Below are 24,200 nucleotides of genomic sequence, written 5' to 3' on the forward strand. Positions count from 1 at the left end.
AATGTGATCTTGAAACCGCTTGAGAGGACCGATTTCAGGGATTATGGATCGCCGAAATCGTCAGAGATCTAGACCTGTGGAGGCGATGGGTGTTCAACACCGACCTCGGCCGACGCCGCGGGTCGAAGAAGCGGCGCCGGCCCGAGTTGGAGCCGTTCAGATACCGGTGGTCACAAACGGAACCGCTGCCTCACCGGTGTAGACGAGGAAGGTGAAGGACTCCTGGAAGTACAGGTTGATTCCGTTCGCATCGTGGGAGTCGTAGCCGATCGAAACGTCTTGTCCGATGGTGAGATCGAAGTCGCCGCCACGGGTGCTCAGCAGGAACGCCTCATCAATGGCAGGGGCCCAGATGATGTCGCCATCGATCACGCGCTGCAGATGCTGGATGATCGGGTAGCCATGATTGGAGGTCTCGTTGACCTTCAACCACACGTCGGCGCTCAGTGCCAACGAGTACGGACCGCTCACCGACGACAGGCGGAGCCGGCTCAACGCCTGGCTGATCGCCTCGGGGTATTCGCGAACATCGCTGGGAAGCTTGATCGGATCGCCCGGGGCCTGGCTGCGGATGCCCGCGATGCCTGCGGCGGAATAGCCTTCGAAGATGGCGCGGTCCTCGGCCTGGGCAAGGCTGCGCGCCGCCTCGATGACCGGATCCCAATCGGAGTCCTGCGCACCGCGGTCGACGTCGTCGACTGCCTGGCGGCTGACCGTGAACGGAACCTTCAATTCGATGATCGACTGCGACGTGCGGGCACTGGCTTCGATACCAGCGCGCGGTGCGTCGATGGGAAGGCGACGTCCGGTGGTGACCGCGGCGAGTTCCAACCCATGCGGACCGTTGACGTCGACGAGTCGACGACCGGCACTGTTGCGCTTGAAGGTTCGGGTCGCCTCCTCCTCGATCTCTTTCCAGGCCGCAGCAGAGATCGGCGCGAGTTCGCGGTGCAGGTTGTTCATTTTTCCTCCGTGGTCAACTGCCGGCGCCGGGAGAGGTCGCCGATTCGAAGCGACCCCAAGTCGGGGACCGTGTCGGTGGTGATGGTTTCGGGATCGTTCGTGTCGTCTTCAGCCGTTTCGGATCCACCGGTCGGGAGCTCGGGCGGATCGTCGAGAAATTCGATGGTGGGCGCAAAGTAGCGACTACCGGTGACGGCGGTGGAGAAGTCGAGTAGCCGGTCGTAATTGCCCTCGGGTTTACCGATGAACATGTTTCGGAGCATTTCGTCCGTCACCTCAGGGCCGGCCGAGTAACCGAGGAAGTACGTTCCGAACTCGTCTTGGCCAACCCTGCCGAACGGCATGTTGTCGCGCATGATCTGCACCTGCTCACCGTCTTCGTTTTCGATGACTGTCAGCGCGGTATGCGAGTTGGACGGTTTGGTGTCGTCGTCCATTTCGATGTTGTCCCACTTGGTTCGGCCGAAGACCCGTTCCTGCTCGTCGGTGCTTGTCGCCTTCCAGGCAGCCATGTCGTGCAGATACTTCTGGATCAAGACATAACTGCCACCGGCAAAGTCAGGGTCGTCGTCGGCGTCGACGATCACTGCCCGTTCGGCTGCCGGACCATCAGGATTCTCGGTGCCGTCGACGAACTCGACCATCGAGCGCATGTCGAACAACCGGAATCCGTGGACTTCGTCGACCACGGTCACGGCGCCTTTGAGGGCAAAGGTGATCTGCTTGGCTATCTCAAAGCAGGCGTCCATGGTCCTGGCGCGGATGTGGAAGAGCAGGTCACCGTCTGTTGCCGGTGCCGCATGCACCGCGCCTTGCAACGGGATGAAGGGGGCAAGGCCGGCCGGCCGGGGACCGGTGAACAGCCGGTCCCAGACGTCTGACCCGATGCCGACCACACACAGCAGCCGGGAATCGGGAACTCGTGTGGCGACCGATCGGATGAGCCCGGTGACACCGGAAAGGAAATCCCAGACCTCTGCTTCGGCGCCCTCGTTGACAGTGGCAACCAGGAAGATCGCGGCTTCCGGTAGCCGCGCCAGAATGGGTTGCGGTGTCGGGCCTTCAGAACCGATGATGATCGTTGCCTTCCGCCTGCTGATGGACCTATTCGAATTACGTTAGCGTTTCTCGGAGCCGTTGGGTGCGTTGACACCCCACCTGACAATTGTGCGCAGACTTTCGCCCCGAACACATGAGTCGAATGTCCCATGTGCGGATAGCGCGCAAAAATGTCGTTAGAACTTGACGCGTGATGTGTTCAAGCCCCGGGCCGATGGGTAGAACGTAAGACGTGAGACCACATCAAAAGCCGCGTCCCAGTGCAGTATTCGATCCCGAACCACTCCAGCGGGTGGGTCTGTGACACTCACGTCGATCTTGCCGACCCTGCGCGCGAGCATCCCGGACCCGATCAACAGTTCGTTGTGGCCCGACCACACAACCACCACCGTGACGGACGTTCTCGTCGACGGTCTGTCGATGACGCATCTAATCGAATTGTCGGGAATGCCCGCGGTCTATCCGAGCCGAACGCCGGGGCGAGGTGTGGTGATGATGCGCGTCGTGGAAGCCCGCACCATCGGTCCACGCAGGCGGATGATCTGCGTCGATTTCGATGCCGAGCGAGTGCAGCTGGTCTGGTCCGAGGCCCGATTGATCGGCCGGGTCTCGACTGCGCGAGTGGAGTCGACCGACATCGGTCCGAAGGGGCGAGAATGCGCGCTCACCGTGCTGCGCCCGGCGGATATCTCGCCCGGTGATGTGCTGGCCGTGCCCTGTGAGATGCCACTGCGGTTATGGCAACCCGACCGGCCCGCAGGATTGGTGGCAGAGGTCTTTTCGCCGACCGCGTAACCGGCTAGGTTCGGGGGTGACCCGACCTCGGGAGGTGGCCGCAGATGACATCCACGCCGACATCTACGCCGGTGAAGGTGGATCGTGACGGTCCGGTCACCATGATCAGCATCAACCGGCCAGAGGTTCGTAACGCCGTTGACGGCGTGACGGCGCAGGCCCTCGCCGACGCCTTCCGGGAGTTCGACACCGATCCCGCAGCGTCAGTGGCGGTGTTGCACGGTGAAGGCGGAACATTCTGCGCCGGTGCCGATCTCAAAGCCGTGGCATCCGGGCGCAACGTGAACCGGATCGAGGCCGAGGGTGATGGTCCGATGGGGCCGACACGAATGCGATTGTCCAAGCCCGTCATCGCGGCCATCGCCGGGCATGCGGTGGCAGGCGGTTTGGAACTCGCGTTGTGGGCCGATCTCCGAATCGCCGACGAAGACGCCGTTCTCGGAGTGTTCTGCCGTCGTTGGGGTGTACCGCTCATCGACGGCGGCACCGTGCGGCTACCGCAATTGATCGGAACGTCACGGGCCATGGACCTGATCTTGACCGGACGCCCGGTCTCAGCGGGCGAAGCCGGTCAGATGGGGCTGGTCAACCGGGTGGTGCCGGTCGGCGAAGCGGTGGCGGCGGCCCGGCAACTAGCCCACGAACTGGCCGCGTTCCCACAGACCTGTATGCGCCAAGACCGGCTCTCGTTGCTCGAACAGGAAGGGCTCACCGAGGAAGACGCCATCCTCAACGAATACGACCATGGCCTGACCTCACTATCGACCGACACCGTTGCCGGAGCGACCCGGTTCGCCGGGGGAGCGGGCCGACACGGGTCGTTCGACGAAGGGTGAGGACAAAGATTGAAGCCGGTGAGGTGTCGGTCGGCGAGAACGTCGATCTCATCACCACCTATTCTGGATAAATGAGTGCCACCACCACGACTCCGGCCGACATCGAACAGATCGTGCGCGGCCAGGCGACCGCCGCAAAAGCCGCATCGCGCGTGCTCGCGGGCCTGACCACCGATCAGAAGAACAGAGTTCTGCACGACGCCGCCGAGGCATTGCTGACGCAGGCCGATTCGATTCTGGCCGCCAACGCCGAAGACGTCGCACGGGCGCAGGCCGCCGGGACCGAGGCCAGCCTCATCGATCGGCTGCGTTTGACGGCAGAGCGGATCGACGGCATCGCCACCGGACTGCGCCAGGTGGCCGGACTGCCCGATCCGATCGGCGATGTGATCGCGGGCAAAACCTTGCCCAACGGTATGCAGTTGCGACAGGTGCGGGTGCCGCTCGGTGTGGTGGGCATGGTCTACGAAGCCCGCCCCAACGTCACAGTCGACGCGTTCGGCATCGCGCTCAAGTCGGGCAATGTGGCGCTGCTGCGTGGCTCGTCGTCGGCGGCCAGTTCCAACGCCGAACTCGTCCGGATCTTGCGCGACACCCTGACTGCCGCCGGGCTGCCTGCCGATGCGGTGCAATTGTTGCCGTCGGAAGACCGGTCCAGCGTCACCCACCTCATCCGCGCCCGCGGGCTCGTCGACGTGGTGATCCCGCGCGGCGGGGCCGGATTGATCAAGGCAGTGGTGGAGAACGCGACGGTGCCGACCATCGAAACCGGAACCGGTAACTGCCACATCTACATTCACTCGGCAGCCGATCTCGACATGGCCGAGGATCTGGTCCTCAACTCCAAGACCCGCCGGCCCAGCGTCTGCAACACCGCCGAGACCGTCCTCATCGACCAGGCCATCGCCGGAACCGCGTTGCCTCGCCTGACACAGGCGTTGCAGAGCGCCGGGGTGATCATCCACGGCGACGAACCGGGCATGGTCCCGGCCACCGAAACCGATTGGGCCGATGAGTACCTGACGCTCGACATCGCCGTGAAGATCGTCGCGGATATCGACGAGGCCGTCGACCACATCGACCGGTACGGCACCAGCCACACCGAGGCGATCGTGACCGCCGACCTGGCTGCGGCCACCGAGTTCACCCAGCGCGTCGATGCCGCAGCTGTCATGGTGAATGCCTCCACCGCGTTCACCGATGGTGAGCAGTTCGGATTCGGTGCCGAGATCGGCATCTCCACCCAGAAGCTGCACGCCCGTGGCCCGATGGGGCTCCCAGAACTGACGTCCACCAAGTGGATCGCCTGGGGCAACGGCCAGACCCGGCCACGCTAGCCCGAGCTCCGGGCCTGATCCCGCTGCCCGTCCAACCACATACCCAGGAGCAAAAACGATGGCCGTAGAGCCCAGTTTCACCGACGTGCCCGGCGTACGCGAGACGCTTGCCGGCGTTGGGTACCTGGCCGACGAGGCAACCTCGACGTCGGTGTTCCTGGCCGACCGGCTGGGTAAACCACTACTCGTCGAAGGCCCCGCCGGTGTCGGCAAAACAGAGTTGGCGCGGGCGATCTCGCAATCCACGGGCGCCGATCTGGTGCGACTGCAGTGCTATGAGGGCATCGACGAGGCCCGCGCGCTCTACGAGTGGAACCACGCCAAGCAGATCCTGGCGATCCAGGCGACCGGTCAGCGTGGCTGGGACGAGACCAAGGCAGACATCTTCTCCGAAGAGTTCCTGCTGGCGCGTCCGCTGCTCAAGGCGATCACCGCGCCCGGACGGACCGTGCTGCTCATCGACGAGGTCGACAAGGCCGACGTCGACATCGAAGGCCTGCTCCTCGAGGTCCTCAGCGATTTCGCGATCACGATCCCCGAGATGGGCACGGTCACCGCCGCCCGACGACCGATCGTGCTGTTGACCTCCAATGCGACCCGCGAGCTGTCCGAGGCCCTCAAGCGTCGCTGCCTGTTCCTGTTCATCGATTTCCCCGACGCGGCGCGTGAGCGGGAAATCCTGGCCAGCCGGGTGCCGCAGCTCGCCGAGTCGGTCGCCAAGGAACTCGTCCGCATCATCGGCGTCCTGCGTACCCTCGACATCCGCAAGAAGCCGTCGGTGGCCGAGACGATCGACTGGGCCAACACACTGCTGGCGCTGGGTGTCGGAGAGAAGCCGGGGACCGAGATCGACAACGCGCTCATCGCCCAGACCCTGGGCGTCGTCCTCAAGCACCGTCCGGACGTGGCCACGGCCCTCAAGGAACTGAAGCTGAGCTGAGCACGCCGTGACTGCACCCTTCATCACCCAGCTCACCGGGTTCGTCGACGACCTCCGGGCCCGCGGGATCGTCGTCGGGCCTGCGAACCTGATCGATGCCGGGGAGGCAACCGCGGTCCTCGATCTCCTCGACCGTGAGAGCTTCCGGGAGGGGATGGCCTGCACTCTGCTCCACGACAACGGACACCGCAGGGTCTTCGATTCGGTCTTCGACCTCTGGTTCCCGCTCGGCGCCGGCGACCGCAGCGGCGACCTGGACGAGGCGTTCGCCCGGGACGCCGACGGCAAGATCAACACCGAGGCCGTGCGGGACCGCCTCGCCGAACTCCTGGCCGACGACTCACCGGAATCCGAAGCGGAGCTGGCCAGGTTCGCGGCGATGATCGTCGCGGAGATGGGCAAATATCAGGCGACCCGGGATTCGGCCTACTCCACCTATCAGGCGATGTCGGCGGTTGATCCGCAGACGCTGATCGCACGGATCGCCGCGGCGATGGCCGTCGCGGGAAGCGGCACCGAGGCCGACGGCAGAGATCCGGTCTTCCGTAAGGCCGCCGCCGACCGGGTGAAACAGTTCCGGACGTTGATCGACAACGAGACAAAACGCCGGATGGCCGAGCGCAACGGACGCGAACGGGTGTCGCAGTATGCCGTCCCGAACCTGCCCGAACGCATCAACTTCCTGTCCGCAGGCGCGGCCGAGGTCGCCGAGGTCCGTCGCACCGTCGCACCATTGGCGCGACTGCTCGCATCGCGGCTGGAGGTCCGCAGGCGGCGCGCACACCGCGGCGCGATCGACGTCCGCAAAACGTTGCGCGCATCGATGTCCACCGGGGGTGTCCCGATCGACCTGGTGCGACGCAAGCCGCGTCCGGGCCGCCCCGAACTGGTGGTGCTCTGCGATGTGTCGGGGTCGGTCGCCGGATTCTCCCAGTTCACCCTCCAGCTCGTTTATGCACTGCGGCAACAGTTTTCGAGGGTCCGGGTGTTCGCGTTCGTAGACACCGTGGATGAGGTGACCGAGTTCTTCGACGGTCCCGACCTCGACGTCGGCGTGGCGATTCACGACATGGTCAAGAACGCCCGGCTGATCACCCGCGACGGTCATTCCGACTACGGCCACGCGTTCGAAGGCTTCGCCGACGAGCATCTGGACGCACTGACGCGACGCGGTGCGCTGCTCGTCCTGGGGGATGGCCGCAACAACTATCGCGACCCGAAACTCGACGCGCTGACCAAGATGGTCGATCACACCAGGCACGCCTATTGGCTCAATCCGGAGGCCGGTGTCAACTGGGATTCAGGAGACTCGATCGCCCGAACCTACTCCGATGTGATTGACATGCATGAATGCCGGAACGCCTCTCAACTGGCAAAGGTGATCGCCAACCTGCTGCCCGTATGAGCTGATCAGTAGACTCAATCCTCATGCCCGAAACGACACCTGACTCCCGCGCCTCCACAGGTCGGAAGATCGGTGTCATGGGCGGCACCTTCGACCCCGTTCACAACGGCCACCTGGTCGCTGCGAGCGAGGTCGCGGACCGCTTTGGTCTCGATGAGGTCATCTTTGTCCCCACCGGCCGGCCCTGGCAGAAGTTCAAGGCCGACGCCGGGGTCAGCCCGCCCGAAGACCGCTACCTGATGACCGTGATCGCAACCGCGTCCAATCCACGGTTCTCGGTCAGCCGGGTGGATCTCGACCGCGAAGGTGACACCTACACGGTCGACACGTTGCGTGATCTGCGCCGCATGAACCCCGACGCGGAGTTGTTCTTCATCACGGGTGCGGACGCGCTGGCATCGATCTTGTCTTGGCAGGACTGGGAAGTGTTGTTCGAGTTGTCGAGCTTTGTCGGGGTCTCCCGACCCGGCTACGAACTCGGCGCAGCACATCTGGACAGGCATCTGCAGAAGCTCCCTCCCGATACCCTCCATCTGATGGAGATACCGGCATTGGCGATTTCGTCCACGGACTGCCGCGAACGCGCGGCGGCCGGACGGCCGGTCTGGTACCTGGTACCGGACGGAGTGGTGCAGTACATCAGTAAGAGAAAGCTCTACCAATCGAAAGGCACTCTGTGACAGCGTCACCCGAGGCGGTCGCCATGGCCACCGTCGCCGCCCATGCGGCCGCCGACAAACTGGCCGCCAATGTGATCGTTCTCGATGTTTCCGAGCAGTTGGTCATCACCGACTGTTTCGTCATCGCATCGGCCGACAATGAACGACAGGTCAGCGCCATCGTTGACGAGGTCGAGGAAAAACTGCGCGAAGCCGGCCACAAGCCGGTCCGGCGTGAGGGCACCCGTGAAGGGCGCTGGACCCTGCTCGACTACATCGACGTGGTCATCCACGTTCTGCACGAAGAGGAGCGGGAGTTCTACGCCCTCGAACGTTTGTGGAAGGACTGCCCGGTCCTCGACATCCCCGGGCTCGACACCCCCGTGATCGCGACCGGCGGTGACGACGAAGACACCGAAAGCTCGAACAATGAATGAGTTGTTGCGTCCGGACGGACACGACTCCAGCGTCGAACGGATGACGCCGGTCGTGCGTCGGCTCGTGCTGCTTCGGCACGGGCAGACCGACTACAACGCAACAAGCCGGATGCAGGGACAGCTCGACACCGATCTGTCCGAGCTCGGTGTCCACCAGGCTGCAGCGGCAGCGAAGGTGCTCGCCGCCAGGGAACCGCGGCTGATCATCTCCTCGGACCTGCGGCGGGCGCGGGACACCGCGGCTGCTCTGGCTGAGCAGGTGGGTCTGGAGGTCGGGCTGGACAAGCGCCTGCGCGAAACCCATCTCGGCGAGTGGCAGGGGCTGACCCACCACGAGGTCGACGCACTGCTGCCCGGTGCCCGCCGCATCTGGCGCGACGACGCCACCTGGACCCCACCCGGCGGCGAGAGCCGTGTCGACGTGGCCCGCCGGAGCATGCCTCTGGTGGAAGAACTCGTTGCCGGACTTGGTGATTGGGGTCGCGGCGACAACGCTGACGCACCGGTTGTCCTGGTGGCGCACGGTGGGGCGATCGCCGCCCTGACCGCCGGGCTGCTCGGACTGCCCATCAGCCACTGGCCGGTGTTCGGTGGACTGGCCAACACCAGTTGGGTCCAGCTCAGCGGGCACGGTGAAGACAACGACACCACCTGGCGGCTCGACGTGTGGAACGCGTCGGCCGAGGTCTCCGATCTGGCTGTCCAGTGAGCCGCTTGCAATGAGCCCGGACATCGCGCCGCCGGGGGGCGGCAGTCTGTTGGTGCTCTCGGATTCGCTGGCCTACTACGGGCCCAAGGGCGGGTTGCCCGCCAACGATCCGCGGATCTGGCCGACCTTGGTCGCCCAGGAGTTGGGTTTGGAGCTCGAACTGTTCGGACGGATCGGTTGGACCAGCCGCGACGTCTGGTGGGCATTGACCCAGGATCCGAACATCTGGGCTGCGGTCCCCAGGGCGAGCGCGGTGGTCTTTGCTTTCGGCGGGATGGATTCGCTCCCGTCGCCGCTGCCGACCGCTTTGCGCGAGCAGATCCGCTACGTGCGGCCGCCGCGGCTGCGGCAGTATGTCCGTGACGGCTACGGGTGGCTTCAGCCGCGGTTGGCCCGGACCGGTTGGCCGTTGGCACTGCCGCCGGCGCTCACTGCCGATTACCTCGGCAAGATCCATGAGGCCCTGATCGCGATCCGGCCTGACCTGCCGGTGGTGGCCTGCCTGCCGTCGACGCATCGCAGTCCCTACTACGGCAACGTGCACAAGGGGCGACCACAAACGGTGGCCGCGATGACCAAGTGGGCTCAGGCGGCGCATGTTCCGCTCGTTGATCTGATGCCGCCGACCGGCGCGCATTTCGACCGCGGCGAAGGTAATCCCGACGGTATCCACTGGGGCTTCGGTTGTCACCGGGAGGTGGCCGATCTTGTTCGGACCGCGGTGTCCGGCGCTCTTACGACTTCGGACGCCCTCACGACTTCCGATGCACCGACGACTAACGTGTCCCTGTGAGCGTTGTCATAGTGACCGACTCGTCGGCACGCCTGCCGGATGCGCTGCGTGAGCGGTACCGCATCAGACAGGTGCCGTTGCATGTCTTGTCAGGGGATCTCGATCTGCGGGAAGACGTCGACGAGATCGGTCCGGACATCTACAACAACCCGCAGACGACCACCTCGGGTGTGACGCCTGCCGACCTCGAGGCCGCGTACGCGCGTGCCGTCGATGAAAGCAATGGCGACGGCGTGGTTGCGGTCCACCTGTCCCGGCGGTTCAGCGGGACGTGGGGTTCGGCGCGCGTGGTTGCCGAGAAGTTCCAGGGCCACATCCGAGTGGTCGACTCACGGACGGTCGGGCTTGGGGTCGGGTTCTCGGCTCTTGCCGCGGCGCAGAACGCCGAAGCCGGTGCCGACATGGACCGCGTCTACGAAGCGGCGATCCGGGTCGGGTCGACGACAGAGTGCCTGCTGTGTGTGCAGCAGTTGGAGAATCTGCGGTCGAGTGGACGGATCGGCGCCACCACCAGATTGTTTGCCTCGGCGCTCGCGATCAAGCCCATTCTGAGAGTGGTCGACGGGACGTTGGTCCTCAAGGAAAAGCAGCGGACCACGTCCAAGGCCATCGCCAAGATCATCGATTCCGGTGTCGAGATCGCAGACCAGCGGCCGGTGACCCTCGGTGTACAGCATTGTGAGGCACCGGATCTCGCGGCGCAGATCATCGAAGCGCTGCAGTCCAAGCTGACCATCACCTCGCTGGTGCAGTCCGATTTCGGTCCGGTGTTGTCGCGGCACGTGGGCAGCGGGGCCGTGGGTATCGCGGTGACAACATCCCTGGACCCGATCGACCTCTCCTGAGTTTCCCGATCCCGCAAACGCTCCACTTCTACGAAGGCGCTCCACAAATATGTGGAGCGTCTTCGTATAGGTGGAGCGTCTGGTGGCTGTTGCCGAGGTTGTCCACAGTTCGCCGCTGTGCCCACAGGATCGTCGTCGGGGCAGCTCTGTCGAGGTGATCCGGCGGGCCGGTTTCCTACGGTTCGGCCATGAGAAGCAATCTCGATCGCTTGACGGGACCGGATTCACCCGTGGCGCCACCCGAACCGCCTCAGCCACCGTGGGGGCAGTTCGAACCGCTACAGCCCGCACCGGCGCAGGTCGATGCGTCCCGGTCTGAAGAGACACGGTCTGAACCCGCTGCGCCCGACTGGTTGGGGTCGGCGCAGTGGTTGCATGGAAGTCAGTCGTACGAGCCTGAGCGTGCTGATCCTGCCGAGTCAGATGAGGTCGATGACGGGTATCGGCCACGGTGGGCAGAGGAAGACCCTGACCCCGAGGGGCCGCTGAGACGCCGGTGGCGCTCGACACCGGCGGCTGCCATCGCGTTGGTTGCGGTGGGGCTGTGCGCCACCGCCATTGCCCTGTACACAGCCTTCGCCAGTGGCGATACGGGTCCGCAGGTTCCGGTGAACTTTCCCACCACGGCCGGGGTGTCCTCACCGACCGCCAGTGCGAATGCAGGTGTGGCAGCTCCTGAGAGTGCGCAGGCCCCAGTCGAACTCGTGGTCAGTGTGGTGGGTCTGGTGCAACGGCCAGGACTGGTCCGTCTGGCTCCGCAATCTCGGGTGGCCGACGCCATCAGCAAAGCAGGCGGCGCGAAGAACGGCGCGGATCTGTTGTCGCTGAACATGGCCCAGCCGCTTCGCGACGGCGATCAGATCCTGGTCGGGTTCGCAGATCCGGAGGGTGGGGTGCAGATGCGCAGCGAGGTTATCCCGGTCGACGGTTCCGGGGGCGCCGGTGCCACGACCGCGGCGCCTGCACCAGACGGTTCCGGGCCGACCGGGACCGCGACTGCGGCCGGGGGACTGGTCAATATCAACACGGCGACGGAGGTCGAGCTCGACACCTTGCCCGGCGTGGGACCGGTGACCGCGGCGTCGATCATCTCTTGGCGGCAGGTCAACGGCAACTTCGCCTCCGTTGACCAATTGGCGGAGGTCGACGGGATCGGGCCCGGTCGTCTGGAGAAACTCCGGGACAAGGTCACGGTGTGACCGTTTCTGCGGTGTCGACTGGTCTGGTACGCGCCCGGCTCGACATGCGGTTGGTGCCCGCCGCGGCCGGGAGTTGGCTGATTTCGACTCTGGGAGTGCTCAGTTCGATCCCGGTCACCGCCGCCGCGGCAGGTACGGCATCGCTGAGCACGATCGTGATGATCATCGCGATGATGCGTAGCTCGCGAATGGTGATGCTGCCCTTGCTGATCGGATTCGCCGGAACTTTGGCGGGGTTCGGATGGGCGATGGTCCTCCGGCAGCATCACATTGCGTCGAATCCGTTGGCGGACCATGGCGTGCTGGGGAGCAAGGCAACCGCAACGGTGCGTATCTCCGACGACCCGAAGATCATCGCGCGCACCGACAGGGTGGTGGTGGCGGTGACGGTGGTGGATGTGCGTGGTCGTTCGGTCCCGAGAGTCGGTGCCACCGTGCTGGCCCCGATCGACGGGTGGCTGGAATTGATGCCGGGGCAACAGGTCTCTGCGGTGTTCACGGTGTCCGAGCCCCGCAGGCCGGATCTCACCGTCGCCACACTCACCACCGCCGGCGCGCCGACGAAAGTCCGTGGCCCACCGGCTCATCAGCGTTGGGCGGGTACGGTGCGTGCCAAGTTTCAACAGGTGTCGTCGCAGGCACTGGGGGAGCCCGAGTCAGGCCTGCTGCCGGGATTGGTGCTGGGGGACACCTCGGCGTTGAGCGACGATCTGAAGGACAGTTTCCGGGCCTGTGGGCTGACTCACCTGACCGCTGTGTCCGGAGCCAACTTTGCGATCATCATCGGGGCACTGCTCCTGGTGGTGCGTTGGCTCGGTGCCGGTCCGCGTCTTGCGGTGGCACTGACCGCGATTGCCATCGTGGTGTTCGTGATCTTGGTCCGGCCGAGCCCGAGCGTCGTCCGTGCGGCGTTTATGGGTGGCGTGGGATTGTCGGCGCTGTTGATCCGCCGGCGCTCGCAGGCCATGCCAGCGCTCTGTGCGGCGATCATGACCTTGCTGATGATCTGGCCGGCCTTCGCGGTGCAACCGGGCTTCCTGCTGTCGGTGATCGCCACTGCCGGGCTCATTGTGCTTGCACCTGTTGTTGCGCAATGGCTTCGGAATCATCATGTTCCGGTCGGTGTTGCCGAACTGCTTGCGGTGGCCGTGGTCGCGCAGGTGGTGACCACCCCGGCCGTCCTGCTGATCAGTGGACAGATCAGCATGATTGCGATCGTGGCCAACCTCATGGTGACACTGGTGGTGGCACCGATCACCGTGCTCGGTACCTGCGCGGCGGTCGTGGCGATGATCTGGCCGCCTGTCGCGGTGGTCCTCGCCCGGTTCACCGGCCCCGAACTCTGGTGGATGGTGTCAGTGGCCGAAAACCTCAGCCGCGTTCCGTTTGCAACGTTGACCCTGTGGTGATCAACCCATTTCAGGCTCCCGCTCACGAAGCTCACGCCCGCGCGGTCTGCAGAGCGCGCGGGCGTGAGAACTGCGCGCGGGAGCAAGAACAATGAGCGGGGGCGGGACCTCGGGAGGTGTCGCAGCTGTCTGGCACGATGAGGAGTGTGAACAGCGTGCATCTGATCCTCGGTGATGACGAATTCCTTGCCGAACGCGCGACGTCCGCGGTGATAGCCGAAGTCCGTGCGACGGTCGACAACCCCGAGGACATCCCGATCACGCGGCTGCGGGCCGGTGATGCGACGGCTCCGGAACTGGCTGAGCTGCTGAGTCCTTCGCTGTTTGCCGAAGACCGGATCATCATCCTGGATGCTGCCGGTGAGGCCGGGAAAGAGCCGGCGAAACTGGTCACCGAGGTGGGTGAGAATCCGCCGGACGGTGTCACGCTCGTCGTCTGCCATTCCGGTGGTGGGCGCGCGAAGTCGATGGTTCCGGCGCTGCGTAAAGCCGGGGCTGAGATCCATGAATGTGCCAAGTTGCCGCCGTGGGAGATGGGCACGTTCGTGCGCAGCGAGTTCCTGCGGCTCGGTGTGAAGGCCAACCGCAACGTGGTCGACAAACTCGTCGAGTCGGTCCGTGCCAACCTGCGCGATCTGGCGGCGGCGTGTGCACAGCTGGTCGCCGACACCGGTGGCAAGGTCACCGTCGAATCCATCACGCGGTACTACTCGGGTCGTCCGGAGATCAAGGGCTTCGACGTCGCAGACCTTGCTGTCGGCGGAGATCGGGCCGGAGCACTGGAGGCCTTGCAGTGGGCGCACCATCACGGCGTTGCGCACGTGCTCGTGGCCGATGCACTCGGTGAATCCATCCACGGGATCGCGCGGGTGTACGGGATGGGTAAATCCAATCCGAATGCCATCGCCTCGGAGTTGGGGATGACGCAGGGCCGGGCCAAGCGTGTCCAGGCGCAGGCAATCGGATGGGATGCACCGTCGATCGCGCGTGCAATGTCAGTGATCGCCACACTGAACGGCGATGTGAAAGGTCAGGCTGCCGACGCCGATTTCAGTCTGCAGCGTGCCGTTGCGCAGATCGCTGATCTGCGACCGTCACCGCGTCGCTAGCGCGTCCTCCGCAGAGCAGCCCCACGCCACTGCCCTGAATGCCAAAGCCGCTCCACCCGCGGCCCTGAATGGCAGGACATCTGATACGCAACTTCCGGATACAACAAACACCCCGACGACTGCGTGGGAGCCGTCAGGGTGATCGCGTCTAGCTTGAAGTTATGGGGCCCGGTTAAGGGCGGGGCACATCAGAGCTTGTTCAGTGCCAATGCCATAGCCGACTTCTTGTTGGCGGCCTGGTTCGTGTGGATGACGCCCTTGGTGGCAGCCTTGTCCAGCTTCTTGCCGGTGGCAACCAGGAGTTCGGAAGCCTTGTCCTTCTCGCCGGACGCAACGGCCTCGCGGAATGAACGGATCGCGGTACGCAAGGCCGACTTGGTCGACTGGTTACGCAGTCGTGCAGCTTCGTTGGTCTTGTTCCGCTTGATCTGAGACTTGATGTTTGCCACGCGTGTATTTTCCTTAGCTCAAAGATGGTCGTTTCGGTGTCAGCACCAGCGAGCCACGTTACCAGCCGGGTCACTGTGACCCAAATTGTCGACCGGGCCGCCAAAAGTGACGCAGCCAATACCGCGCCGTGCTCAGCCGATATGGATCACTTACGGCACCATATGTCAGATGACGGCGGCAACAGCAGCAGGTTCGAAGCGTGCGGGAGCATCTCGGGGAAACGGAGCCAAGCCAACGGCGGGGGACACTCCAACAGTCAAGAAGAAGGCCGCGAAGGTGGCGGGCACAACCACGGCGCGTGACAAGGCGCCTGCGAAGAAATCCGCCTCCGGCACGACGACAAAGTCGGCAAACGACGCGGCCGGGATCTTCGACGGATATGAGGCAGGCCCATACAGCGCGGCCTTCGACGAGATGTTCGACGGCTATGACAGCACCGAGGTCCGTGGCGCTTACAAGGGCATTCACAAGGCGCTCGGCAGCTATGACGGCGCTGATCTGGAGGCCCGGGTCGACGCGCTCGGCAGGGCATTCATCGACCAGGGCATCACGTTCTCGCACTCGGGTCAGGAACGTCCCTTCCCACTCGACGTTGTTCCCAGGGTCATCTCCGCCGGTGAGTGGGCAAAGCTCGAGCGCGGCATCACGCAACGCGTGAAGGCATTGGAGATGTTCCTCGACGACATCTACGGCGACCAGGTCATCCTGCGCGACGGGGTGGTGCCGAAAAGGCTCATCACATCCTGCGAGCACTTTCATCGCCAGGCCATGGGCATCCGACCACCCAACGGGGTGCGGATCCACGTGGCCGGCATCGATCTGATCCGCGACGAGCACGGTGACTTCCGTGTGCTCGAGGACAACCTGCGGTCACCGTCGGGTGTGTCATATGTGATGGAGAACCGGCGCACGATGGCACGGGTCTTCCCGGACCTGTTCGCGTCCCATCGAGTGCGCGCGGTCGGCGACTATTCGTCGCACCTGCTGCGGGCCCTGCGGGCATCGGCGGCGTTCAATGAGGCCGATCCGAATGTTGTGGTCCTGACCCCGGGTGTGGCCAACTCGGCCTACTTCGAGCACTCGTTGCTCGCTCGCCAGATGGGTGTCGAGCTCGTCGAAGGACGAGACCTGTTCTGCCGCGACAACGTTGTCTACATGCGCACCACCGAAGGTGAGCAGCGGGTGGATGTCATCTATCGCCGCATCGACGACGACTTCCTTGACCCCATGCAGTTCCGCCCCGATTCGATGCTCGGTGTGGCCGGGTTGTTGAACGCCGCGCGGGCAGGCAACGTCGTCATCTCCAGCGCAGTCGGCAACGGAGTGGGTGACGACAAGCTGACCTACACCTACGTGCCCGAGATCATCGAGTACTACCTGGGCGAGAAGCCGAGCCTGGGCAACGTCGACACATTGCGTTGCTGGCTCGAAGACGAGTGCGAAGAGGTCCTCGACCGGATCGACGAACTCGTGGTCAAACCTGTCGAAGGATCGGGTGGTTACGGCATCGTGTTCGGACCGGATGCCACAGCGGATGAGCTGAATGTGTTGGCCCGCAAGGTGCGTCAGGATCCGCGTGGCTGGATCGCGCAGCCGGTTGTTCAGCTCTCGACCGTGCCGACCAAGATCGGGGGACAGTTGGCGCCCAGGCATGTGGATCTGCGTCCGTTCGCGGTGAACGACGGCGAATCGGTGTGGGTGCTGCCCGGTGGGCTGACCCGGGTCGCCTTGCCGGAGGGTTCGCTGGTGGTCAACTCCAGCCAGGGCGGCGGGTCGAAAGACACCTGGGTGCTCGCCTCGCGTACCTCTGCCGAAGAGCGTGAACTCGCAGGCGACGAATTGGTCAGCCGCTCGGGGATCGCCGCGCAGAGCACACCCACCGAACAGGGTCCGGATATCGCATCGCAGCAAGAACAACAGCAACAGCAACAGCAGCAACATCAGCAGGCGCAGCGATCGGGCGGTGACCGCCGATGATGCTCGCTCGAAATGCCGAGTCGCTCTACTGGATCGGTCGCTATGTCGAACGCGCTGATGACATCGCCCGAATCCTTGACGTGGCGGTACATCAGCTTCTCGAGGACACCACCGTCGACCCCGATGCCCGTTGTCGGCTGGTGCTGGAGGTCCTCGGTATGGAGTTGCCTCCGAAAAACGAGCCGCTGGACGCGTGGTCGCTGACCGAGCGGGTCGCGTACTCGAAGACGCTGCCCGGTTCGATCGTCGACAGTGTCGGCCATGCTCGTGAGAATGCCCGGGGTGCAAGGGAAGTCACTTCCAGTGAGATGTGGGAATGTCTCAACACCACGTACAACGGACTCGGTGATGCCGAGCGGGTCGCACGGAAACTGGGCCCGTATGAGTTCCTCTCGTATGTGAAGAACCGGGCCGCGATGTTCGCCGGTCTGGCCGACGCCACCCTGAGTCACGACGACGGATATCGCTACCTGCTGCTCGGACGTTCGGTGGAGCGGGTCGACATGACCGTGCGAATGCTGTTGTCGCGAGCCGGGGATCGCTCGGGTTCACCGGCGTGGGTCACCGTATTGCGTTCGGCGGGTGCACATGACACGTATCTGCGGACCTACCGCGGTGCCCTCGACGCGACCCGGGTTGTCGAGTTCATGTTGCTCGACCGACTGTTCCCGCGATCGGTGTTCCACGCCATCAGTCTCGCGGAGCAGCAGTTGCTCGAACTCGACAATCGTCCCAGCCGCGTCGGGGCCCGCGCCGAGGCGCAACGACTCCTGGGCCGTGCACGGAGCGGATTGGAGTTCATGCAGCCGGGAATCTTGTTGCAGGACCTGCAACCTCGACTGGTGGAACTGCAAGAGACCTGCCGGGAAGTGAGTGAGGCCGTGACAGCGCAGTACTTCCACGTGTCGCCCTACGTCGCGTGGGCCGGGGTTTCGGCCAGCGATTCTGTTGATCGCTTCATCGAGGAGAGTGAACTGTGAGCTGGCGCCTGCGGGTTGTGCATTCGACGGGTTTTGCCTACAACGCCCCGGTCACGTCGTCGTACAACGAGGCTCGGCTCACGCCTCGAAGCGATACTCGCCAGAACGTGATCATCAACCGCGTCGAGACCATTCCGGCCACTCGTTCCTACCGCTACACCGACTACTGGGGTACCGCGGTCACGGCGTTCGATCTGCATGCCCCGCACGAGGAGCTGGAGGTCTCGGGGATGTCGGTGGTCGAGACCGAACCCGACGAAATGCCCAGTGAGGAAGAGCAACTCGGCTGGGACGACCTGCACTCGTACAGCGTTGTCGACCGGTATGACGAGGTGCTCAGCAATACCGGCTATGTGCCGGCCAGTCGTCAGTTGGCGCAGGTCGCAAAGCGTTTGACCAAGGGGATGACCCCACAGGAAGCGGTCCTCGCGGTCTGCCAGTGGGTCAACGCGGAGATGGAGTATGTGCCGGGGACCACCGGCGTGCACACCTCGGCCGTCGACGCCTGGAAGGAAAAGAAGGGCGTCTGCCAGGACTACGCGCATTTGTGCCTGGTGATGCTGCGCAGCTTGGGTATTCCGTCGCGCTACGTGTCCGGGTACCTGCATCCGAACCGGAAGGCGACCATCAACCGGACCGTCGAAGGCCAGTCTCACGCGTGGATCGAATCCTGGACCGGCCGATGGTGGGGCTACGACCCGACCAACGACGTGACGATCACCGAGCGACACGTGTCGGTGGGTGTCGGCCGCGACTACTCCGACGTGACACCGCTCAAGGGCATCTACACCGGGGCCGGCGCCAAGGACCTCGAAGTGAAGGTCGAGATCACCCGGTTGGCCTGACCGACCGATAGGCCCTGAAAACTGTCATATGGCGGTGGTCCGGGGGCATATAGCCCTCGGCGCCTTCCTATTTCACAGTTTTGAGGGCCGTTTGTCGTCAGGTTCGCTGTCAGTGCCAGCCGTATCTGCTGCGCAGGACCGCGGCCACCTGATCGAACTGCGCGCGCTGCACGATGGCGCCTTCGCGGCGGATCCCGTTCTCGGCTATGTCGAGGACTCGGTCGAGCCGGATGAAGCTTTCCCGGTTCTCCCTGTCCCACGATCCGGTGCCGATACTGATCCAGTCCCGGTCGTCGCGACGATGTTGCTGGCTCGAGAGCATCAGCCCGAGCAAGGTGTTGTCGTCGCGGCCGACGACCAACACGGGGCGGTCCTTGCCCTGCGTGGGATCGTCTTCGAATTCGACCCACGTCCAGACGATTTCGCCGGGATCGGCGTTGCCGTCGGCCTCGGGGGAGTACTCGAGTTTCCGGGCGCGCGCTCCGGTGGGACGGGTGGGAGTCGGTCCCGACCTCGCGCCGGGCCTTGCCGCTGACTTTGGCGCTGACTTCGGTGCAGCCGAGGGCTTCTTGCCCGACGACTTGGTCAGTTCACGCAACAGCCTCGGGCCGTGTTGCCGGACCAGCGACATCGCCAGTCGGCTGAATTTTCCTGCCATCGACTCAGCCTATTGGCCGCCGGCGATCGCAAAGAACTCGAATATCGCATCGGCGGCGAGCCGGGGTGCGCCCGAGCGGTCCGGCTTGAGGTCGTGCCCGACCTTTGGAAGGTCGATGAGCCGGGTGGGAGCCGGGACCAGATCGAGCGCGGTGGTGAGCTCGTCGGTGGTGGCAAAGGGGTCGCTGGAGCCGTGGACCACCAGGACCGGCCGAGTGATCGATGGCAGGTGTTCGGTGCGCAGTCGCTCGGGTTTGCCCGGCGGATGCAGGGGATAGGACGTCAGCACCAGCCCGTCGGCGACGGAAGGGTCGTCGGCAACGACCATCGAGGCCTGTCGTCCGCCGTAGGAATGGCCGCCGACGAGTAGCGGTCCGGTCGATTCGCTTCGAAACGCGGCACACGCGGCAACGATCCCGGCCCGGTCGGCCGCAGCCCCGGACGGACTCGGTGGACCCTTGGGTCGCTTCTGCCGGTAAGGAAGGTCGATCCGGGCCACCGCGACATCACGCTCGCAGAGCAGTTCTGCCATCGCGCGCAGCATCGGAGAATTGTGGTTCCCACCGGCGCCGTGCGCGAGAACCACCACCGCGAGCGCGGTGCCAGAGGGGCGGTGCAGGGCCCCGACCACACCGTCGGAATCCCAGTCGATGACAGTCATGAACTCACGCTAGCCGCTGCGTAGCGCACCGAATGCCGACACCGCGGCCCGGCCATGAGAAACTGGAGGTCACGCGCGGCGCCAAGACGCCGGGGCGAGCTCGACCAGCATCACCCGCGTCACCCAAGGAGTGAGTTCAATTCCCAGGCTTTCCGACACCACGTTCACTGATCCGGCCAAGATCAGGAACTTCTGCATCATCGCGCACATCGACCACGGCAAGTCGACGCTTGCTGACCGGATGTTGCAGGTCACCGGAGTTGTCGACGGCCGCGATATGCGCGCGCAGTACCTCGACCGGATGGACATCGAGCGGGAACGCGGCATCACCATCAAGGCGCAGAACGTGCGGCTGCCGTGGAACGTCGACGGCACCGACTATGTGATGCACCTGATCGACACCCCCGGTCACGTCGACTTCACCTATGAGGTGTCGCGGGCGCTGGAGGCGTGCGAAGGTGCGGTGCTGTTGGTGGATGCGGCCCAGGGCATCGAGGCGCAGACGCTTGCCAACCTGTACCTGGCGCTCGACAAAGACCTGACCATCATCCCGGTGCTCAACAAGATCGACCTGCCTGCCGCCGACCCCGACCGGTACGCCGCGGAGATCGCGCACATCATCGGCTGTGAGCCCGACGATGTGCTGCGGGTCTCGGGCAAGACCGGTGTCGGTGTCACCGAGTTGCTCGACGAGGTTGTGAAGCTGATCCCGGCGCCGGTCGGTGACCCGGATGCCCCGGCCCGCGCGATGATCTTCGACTCCGTCTACGACACCTATCGCGGTGTGGTGACCTACGTACGTGTGGTCGACGGGAGGGTCGTTCCCCGCGAGAAGATCAAGATGATGTCCACCGGGACCACCCACGAGCTGCTCGAGGTCGGCATCGTCTCGCCTGACCCGAAACCCTCGAAGGGTCTTGGCGTCGGTGAGGTCGGCTACCTCATCACCGGTGTGAAAGATGTCCGTCAGTCGAAGGTCGGTGACACGATCACCTTGGCGCGCAACGGTGCGACCGAGCCGCTCACCGGCTATCGCGAACCGCGACCGATGGTCTACTCGGGGCTCTATCCGGTGGACGGGTCGGACTATCCGGTCCTGCGTGAAGCACTGGACAAACTGCAGCTCAACGATGCCGCTTTGGCTTACGAGCCGGAGACCTCGGTGGCCCTGGGCTTCGGATTCCGCTGCGGCTTCCTGGGGCTCCTCCACATGGAGATCAGCCGTGAGCGCCTCGAGCGCGAGTTCGGCCTCAACCTGATCTCCACCGCGCCCAACGTGGTCTACCGCGTCGAGATGGAAGATGGCACCGAGCACGTCGTCACCAACCCGTCCGACTGGCCAGATGGCAAGGCCCGCAACATCTACGAGCCGGTCGTGAAAACCACGATCATCTCGCCCAGTGAGTTCGTCGGTTCGATCATGGAGCTGTGCCAGTCACGGCGCGGTGAGCTCGGCGGTATGGACTATCTGTCGGAGACCCGGGTCGAACTCCGTTACACGCTGCCGATGGCGGAGATCATCTTCGACTTCTTCGATTTGCTCAAGTCGCGGACCCGCGGCTACGCCAGCCTTGATTACGAGGAGTCCGGCGAGCAGATCTCGCAGCTGGTCAAGGTCGACATCTTGTTGCAGGGTGAGGCGGTCGACGCGTTCAGTGCGATTGTCCACAAGGACGGCGCCATGGCCTACGCCACCAAGATGACCACCAAGCTCAAAGAGCTGATCCCGCGTCAGCAGTTCGAGGTGCCGATCCAGGCCGCCATCGGGTCGAAGATCATTGCGCGCGAGAACATTCGGGCCATCCGTAAGGATGTGCTCGCCAAGTGCTACGGCGGTGACATCAGTCGTAAACGCAAGCTCCTCGAGAAGCAAAAAGAGGGCAAGAAGCGGATGAAGACGATCGGTCGCGTGGAGGTTCCGCAGGAGGCGTTCGTGGCGGCGCTGTCATCGGATGACCCGAGCGACAAGAAGGGCAAGTAGCAGGAGACTTCGGGCGCGCGACACTACGATCGGTCCATGGCATCCAACCCTGTCCTGATTCCCAGTGTGCACCTGCACGGCTTGCCCGACTTCCCATCGATCAGCGACGACGATTTTCTGCCTGCTTTCGATGAGGCGATGGCCGAGCATCTGCGTGAGGTCGAGAAGATCGCCGGGCAGAAGGCCGAGCCGACGTTCGCCAACACGGTGGAAGCGCTCGAACGCAGTGGTCAGGCGTTGGCCAGGGCGGCGGGGATCTTCTACAACCTCACCGGTGCCGATACCAATCCGAAGCGCAATGCGATCTCCACGGAGCTCGCGCCGAAGCTGACGGCCCACGCCAACACCATCGCGCTCAACCCCGGATTGTTCGCGCGGATCAACCAGCTGTTCGAGACCCGGAAGAGTCTCGATCTGGACGAACCGTCTATGCGGTTGCTCGAGAAACGTCATCGGGAGGCGATCCGGGCAGGCGCCGGACTCGACGTCGACCAGCAGCCGCGGATGCGCGAGATCTCGGAGCGTCTGGCCACCCTGACCACAGAGTTCGGGCAACGTGTCCTCGAGGGCAGCAACGAGGCCGCGGTCTTCGTCGACACCGAGGACAAACTTGCGGGTCTGTCCGATGGGCAGATCGCGGCGGCTCGTCGGGCCGCGAAGAACGCAGGCCATCCGTCGGGCTACCTGATCGCCATCGAGTTGCCGACGAGCCAGTCGACGGTTGCCTCACTTGAGGATTCGGAGACCCGGCGCCGGGTGTTCGAGGCCTCGGTGACGCGCGGCACTCTTGGCGGGCCCAACGACACCCGCGACCTCGTCCTCGAAATCGTCAGGTTGCGCGCCGAACGCGCACGGATGCTCGGCTACCGAGATCATGCCGAGTTCGTGATCGCAGAGGAGACCGCGCCCAGCCCGGAGGCGGTCGAAGACCTGTTGTCCGACCTGGTGGCATCGGCCATGCGGGCCGGTGGACGTGAGTTGACCGAGCTGTCCGCCGAGCACGGTACGGAGATCGGTGCGGCCGACCTCACCTACCTGTTGGCCAAGGCCGATCAGCAGAAGTCCGCGGTACCGCTGGACACGTTCTCCGACTACCTCGAACTCGACGCGGTCCTGACCAAAGGCGTGTTCTATGCGGCCGGTCAGCTCTACGGACTTTCGTTCCGGGAGCTGACGAATCTGCCCGTCTACCATCCCGATGTACGCGTCTGGGAGGTACTCGACCGGGCGAACACGTCGGTCGGATTGTTCCTCGGCGACTTCTACGCCCGGCCCAGCAAACGCGGCGGGGCGTGGATGAACAACTTCGTCGACCAGAGTTACCTGCTCGACAAGCGTCCGGTGGTGGTCAACGTCCTCAACCTCACCAAACCTGAAGAGGGACAACCATGTCTGCTGACGATGGATCAGCTGACAACGTTGTTCCACGAGTTCGGCCATGCCCTGCACGGGCTGCTGTCGGCGGTCAGGTACCCGTCGCAGTCGGGGACGTCGGTGCCAAGGGACTTCGTCGAGTTCCCATCCCAGGTCAACGAAATGTGGGCCCTGCACCCGAAGGTGCTCGACAACTACGCGACGCACCACAAGACCGGTGCGCCGATTCCACCCGAGCTGGCGGATGCGGCCCGCGCCGATGCCGACGTCGAATCAGTGCACGGCACAATCGAATACCTGGCCGCCGCTGTCCTGGACATGGCCTGGCATCGGGTCACCATCGACGATGAGATCACCGATGTGGAGACCTTCGAGAAGGCCGCATTGGTGAAGGCCGGTGCGTCGTCCGACCTGATCCCGCCGCGGTACCGCAGCTCGTACTTCAACCACATCTTCGGTGGCGGCTACTCGGCCGGGTATTACTCCTACATCTGGTCCGAGGTCCTCGACGCCGAGACCGAGCAGTGGTTCCTCGACGGCGGTGGACTCTCCGCGGAACGCGGTGCCGGCTTTGTGGCAACCACGTTGTCCCGTGGCGACAGCACCGATCCGATCACGGCGCACCAAGAACTTCTGGGCCGGCCCGCCGAGATCGACCCGCTCCTGCGTCGCCGGGGACTCATCCCGACCTGACCCCGACCACCCAAACGCTCCACAATTACGAAGACGCTCCACAAATATGTGGAGCGTCTTCGTATAACCGGAGCGTTTGGGTTGGGT

At 64.3% G+C, this 24,200-nt stretch carries 23 protein-coding genes; 18 read left to right on the top strand and 5 right to left on the bottom strand.

What is annotated here, in order from left to right:
* Positions 1 to 156 precede the first annotated feature (156 nt).
* Entirely contained in the window at positions 157 to 963 is an 807-nt protein-coding gene (locus AC56PL_RS05420; protein WP_482143880.1) for a family 1 encapsulin nanocompartment shell protein, read from the bottom strand.
* Complete coding sequence (locus AC56PL_RS05425; RefSeq protein ID WP_495516054.1) at positions 960 to 2,003, bottom strand: Dyp-type peroxidase; 1,044 nt, start codon at positions 2,001 to 2,003, stop codon at positions 960 to 962. The genes AC56PL_RS05420 and AC56PL_RS05425 overlap by 4 nt, the downstream gene beginning before the upstream one ends.
* Positions 2,004 to 2,322: 319 nt before the next feature.
* On the opposite strand from AC56PL_RS05425, the gene AC56PL_RS05430 reads away from it, so the two are divergent.
* The 13 genes from AC56PL_RS05430 to holA all read left to right on the top strand — a co-directional run bounded on the left by AC56PL_RS05430 (position 2,323) and on the right by holA (position 14,495).
* Positions 2,323 to 2,817 (top strand): urease accessory protein UreE, encoded by a 495-nt coding sequence (locus AC56PL_RS05430; protein ID WP_497153193.1) that lies wholly within the window; start codon positions 2,323 to 2,325, stop codon positions 2,815 to 2,817.
* Between the two features lie 44 nt (positions 2,818 to 2,861).
* Positions 2,862 to 3,653, top strand: coding sequence for a crotonase/enoyl-CoA hydratase family protein (locus AC56PL_RS05435; protein ID WP_497153194.1), 792 nt, complete (start codon positions 2,862 to 2,864; stop codon positions 3,651 to 3,653).
* 71 nt (positions 3,654 to 3,724) lie between these two features.
* Positions 3,725 to 4,990 (top strand): glutamate-5-semialdehyde dehydrogenase, encoded by a 1,266-nt coding sequence (locus AC56PL_RS05440; RefSeq protein ID WP_495515338.1) that lies wholly within the window; start codon positions 3,725 to 3,727, stop codon positions 4,988 to 4,990.
* Between the two features lie 58 nt (positions 4,991 to 5,048).
* On the top strand, positions 5,049 to 5,930 hold the full coding sequence (locus AC56PL_RS05445) for an AAA family ATPase (RefSeq protein WP_495515339.1): 882 nt from the start codon (positions 5,049 to 5,051) through the stop codon (positions 5,928 to 5,930).
* Between the two features lie 7 nt (positions 5,931 to 5,937).
* Complete coding sequence (locus tag AC56PL_RS05450) at positions 5,938 to 7,335, top strand: VWA domain-containing protein (protein ID WP_495515340.1); 1,398 nt, start codon at positions 5,938 to 5,940, stop codon at positions 7,333 to 7,335.
* A 23-nt stretch (positions 7,336 to 7,358) separates the two neighbouring features.
* Positions 7,359 to 8,015 (top strand): nicotinate-nucleotide adenylyltransferase, encoded by a 657-nt coding sequence (nadD, locus tag AC56PL_RS05455; protein WP_495515341.1) that lies wholly within the window; start codon positions 7,359 to 7,361, stop codon positions 8,013 to 8,015.
* The gene (rsfS, locus tag AC56PL_RS05460; RefSeq protein ID WP_495515342.1) at positions 8,012 to 8,431 is read left to right on the top strand and encodes a ribosome silencing factor; all 420 of its coding nucleotides are present in this window, start codon (positions 8,012 to 8,014) and stop codon (positions 8,429 to 8,431) included. Before nadD ends, rsfS begins: the two co-directional genes overlap by 4 nt.
* The gene (locus tag AC56PL_RS05465; RefSeq protein WP_495515343.1) at positions 8,424 to 9,140 is read left to right on the top strand and encodes a histidine phosphatase family protein; all 717 of its coding nucleotides are present in this window, start codon (positions 8,424 to 8,426) and stop codon (positions 9,138 to 9,140) included. Before rsfS ends, AC56PL_RS05465 begins: the two co-directional genes overlap by 8 nt.
* Before the next feature lie 10 nt (positions 9,141 to 9,150).
* Entirely contained in the window at positions 9,151 to 9,933 is a 783-nt protein-coding gene (gene octT, locus AC56PL_RS05470; RefSeq protein WP_495515344.1) for a diglucosylglycerate octanoyltransferase, read from the top strand.
* Positions 9,930 to 10,778, top strand: coding sequence for a DegV family protein (locus tag AC56PL_RS05475; protein ID WP_495515345.1), 849 nt, complete (start codon positions 9,930 to 9,932; stop codon positions 10,776 to 10,778). The genes octT and AC56PL_RS05475 overlap by 4 nt, the downstream gene beginning before the upstream one ends.
* A gap of 188 nt (positions 10,779 to 10,966) precedes the next feature.
* Positions 10,967 to 11,977: a ComEA family DNA-binding protein gene (locus AC56PL_RS05480; RefSeq protein WP_497153195.1), complete on the top strand. Its 1,011-nt coding sequence runs from the start codon at positions 10,967 to 10,969 to the stop codon at positions 11,975 to 11,977.
* On the top strand, positions 11,974 to 13,386 hold the full coding sequence (locus AC56PL_RS05485) for a ComEC/Rec2 family competence protein (protein WP_497153196.1): 1,413 nt from the start codon (positions 11,974 to 11,976) through the stop codon (positions 13,384 to 13,386). Before AC56PL_RS05480 ends, AC56PL_RS05485 begins: the two co-directional genes overlap by 4 nt.
* 137 nt (positions 13,387 to 13,523) lie before the next feature.
* A complete protein-coding gene (gene holA / locus AC56PL_RS05490; protein WP_495515348.1) occupies positions 13,524 to 14,495 on the top strand; it encodes a DNA polymerase III subunit delta in 972 nt (323 codons plus the stop codon).
* A gap of 188 nt (positions 14,496 to 14,683) precedes the next feature.
* Here the strand turns inward: holA and rpsT are convergent, their stop codons facing one another.
* Entirely contained in the window at positions 14,684 to 14,944 is a 261-nt protein-coding gene (gene rpsT / locus AC56PL_RS05495; protein ID WP_495515349.1) for a 30S ribosomal protein S20, read from the bottom strand.
* Between the two features lie 169 nt (positions 14,945 to 15,113).
* Here rpsT and AC56PL_RS05500 point away from each other — a divergent pair, with 169 nt between their 5' ends.
* Genes AC56PL_RS05500 through AC56PL_RS05510 form a run of 3 tightly spaced genes read left to right on the top strand, consistent with a single transcriptional unit; the run spans position 15,114 to position 18,747 of the window.
* Positions 15,114 to 16,922 (top strand): circularly permuted type 2 ATP-grasp protein, encoded by a 1,809-nt coding sequence (locus AC56PL_RS05500; protein WP_497153197.1) that lies wholly within the window; start codon positions 15,114 to 15,116, stop codon positions 16,920 to 16,922.
* Entirely contained in the window at positions 16,922 to 17,902 is a 981-nt protein-coding gene (locus AC56PL_RS05505; RefSeq protein WP_495516055.1) for an alpha-E domain-containing protein, read from the top strand. Before AC56PL_RS05500 ends, AC56PL_RS05505 begins: the two co-directional genes overlap by 1 nt.
* The gene (locus AC56PL_RS05510) at positions 17,899 to 18,747 is read left to right on the top strand and encodes a transglutaminase domain-containing protein (RefSeq protein ID WP_495515351.1); all 849 of its coding nucleotides are present in this window, start codon (positions 17,899 to 17,901) and stop codon (positions 18,745 to 18,747) included. Before AC56PL_RS05505 ends, AC56PL_RS05510 begins: the two co-directional genes overlap by 4 nt.
* 109 nt (positions 18,748 to 18,856) lie before the next feature.
* Here the strand turns inward: AC56PL_RS05510 and AC56PL_RS05515 are convergent, their stop codons facing one another.
* Positions 18,857 to 19,405, bottom strand: coding sequence for a type II toxin-antitoxin system PemK/MazF family toxin (locus tag AC56PL_RS05515; protein WP_497153198.1), 549 nt, complete (start codon positions 19,403 to 19,405; stop codon positions 18,857 to 18,859).
* 9 nt (positions 19,406 to 19,414) lie between these two features.
* On the bottom strand, positions 19,415 to 20,065 hold the full coding sequence (locus AC56PL_RS05520; protein WP_495515353.1) for an alpha/beta fold hydrolase: 651 nt from the start codon (positions 20,063 to 20,065) through the stop codon (positions 19,415 to 19,417).
* A gap of 130 nt (positions 20,066 to 20,195) precedes the next feature.
* Here AC56PL_RS05520 and lepA point away from each other — a divergent pair, with 130 nt between their 5' ends.
* Together lepA and AC56PL_RS05530 are read left to right on the top strand one after the other, a co-directional pair.
* Positions 20,196 to 22,046, top strand: coding sequence for a translation elongation factor 4 (lepA, locus tag AC56PL_RS05525; protein ID WP_495515354.1), 1,851 nt, complete (start codon positions 20,196 to 20,198; stop codon positions 22,044 to 22,046).
* Positions 22,047 to 22,082: 36 nt separating this feature from the next.
* Positions 22,083 to 24,113 (top strand): M3 family metallopeptidase, encoded by a 2,031-nt coding sequence (locus AC56PL_RS05530; protein ID WP_497153199.1) that lies wholly within the window; start codon positions 22,083 to 22,085, stop codon positions 24,111 to 24,113.
* The last annotated feature ends 87 nt before the right edge of the window (positions 24,114 to 24,200 follow it).

This window comes from Williamsia sp. Y721 (assembly GCF_059683565.1).

Coding starts and splice junctions, on each gene's coding strand:
- AC56PL_RS05420 (WP_482143880.1), bottom strand. CDS start 963: ATGAACAACCTGCACCGCGAACTCGCGCCGATCTCTGCTGCGGCCTGG.
- AC56PL_RS05435 (WP_497153194.1), top strand. CDS start 2,862: ATGACATCCACGCCGACATCTACGCCGGTGAAGGTGGATCGTGACGGT.
- AC56PL_RS05440 (WP_495515338.1), top strand. CDS start 3,725: ATGAGTGCCACCACCACGACTCCGGCCGACATCGAACAGATCGTGCGC.
- AC56PL_RS05445 (WP_495515339.1), top strand. CDS start 5,049: ATGGCCGTAGAGCCCAGTTTCACCGACGTGCCCGGCGTACGCGAGACG.
- nadD (WP_495515341.1), top strand. CDS start 7,359: ATGCCCGAAACGACACCTGACTCCCGCGCCTCCACAGGTCGGAAGATC.
- AC56PL_RS05465 (WP_495515343.1), top strand. CDS start 8,424: ATGAATGAGTTGTTGCGTCCGGACGGACACGACTCCAGCGTCGAACGG.
- octT (WP_495515344.1), top strand. CDS start 9,151: ATGAGCCCGGACATCGCGCCGCCGGGGGGCGGCAGTCTGTTGGTGCTC.
- AC56PL_RS05480 (WP_497153195.1), top strand. CDS start 10,967: ATGAGAAGCAATCTCGATCGCTTGACGGGACCGGATTCACCCGTGGCG.
- holA (WP_495515348.1), top strand. CDS start 13,524: ATGAGGAGTGTGAACAGCGTGCATCTGATCCTCGGTGATGACGAATTC.
- AC56PL_RS05500 (WP_497153197.1), top strand. CDS start 15,114: ATGACGGCGGCAACAGCAGCAGGTTCGAAGCGTGCGGGAGCATCTCGG.
- AC56PL_RS05505 (WP_495516055.1), top strand. CDS start 16,922: ATGCTCGCTCGAAATGCCGAGTCGCTCTACTGGATCGGTCGCTATGTC.
- AC56PL_RS05515 (WP_497153198.1), bottom strand. CDS start 19,405: ATGGCAGGAAAATTCAGCCGACTGGCGATGTCGCTGGTCCGGCAACAC.
- AC56PL_RS05520 (WP_495515353.1), bottom strand. CDS start 20,065: ATGACTGTCATCGACTGGGATTCCGACGGTGTGGTCGGGGCCCTGCAC.
- AC56PL_RS05530 (WP_497153199.1), top strand. CDS start 22,083: ATGGCATCCAACCCTGTCCTGATTCCCAGTGTGCACCTGCACGGCTTG.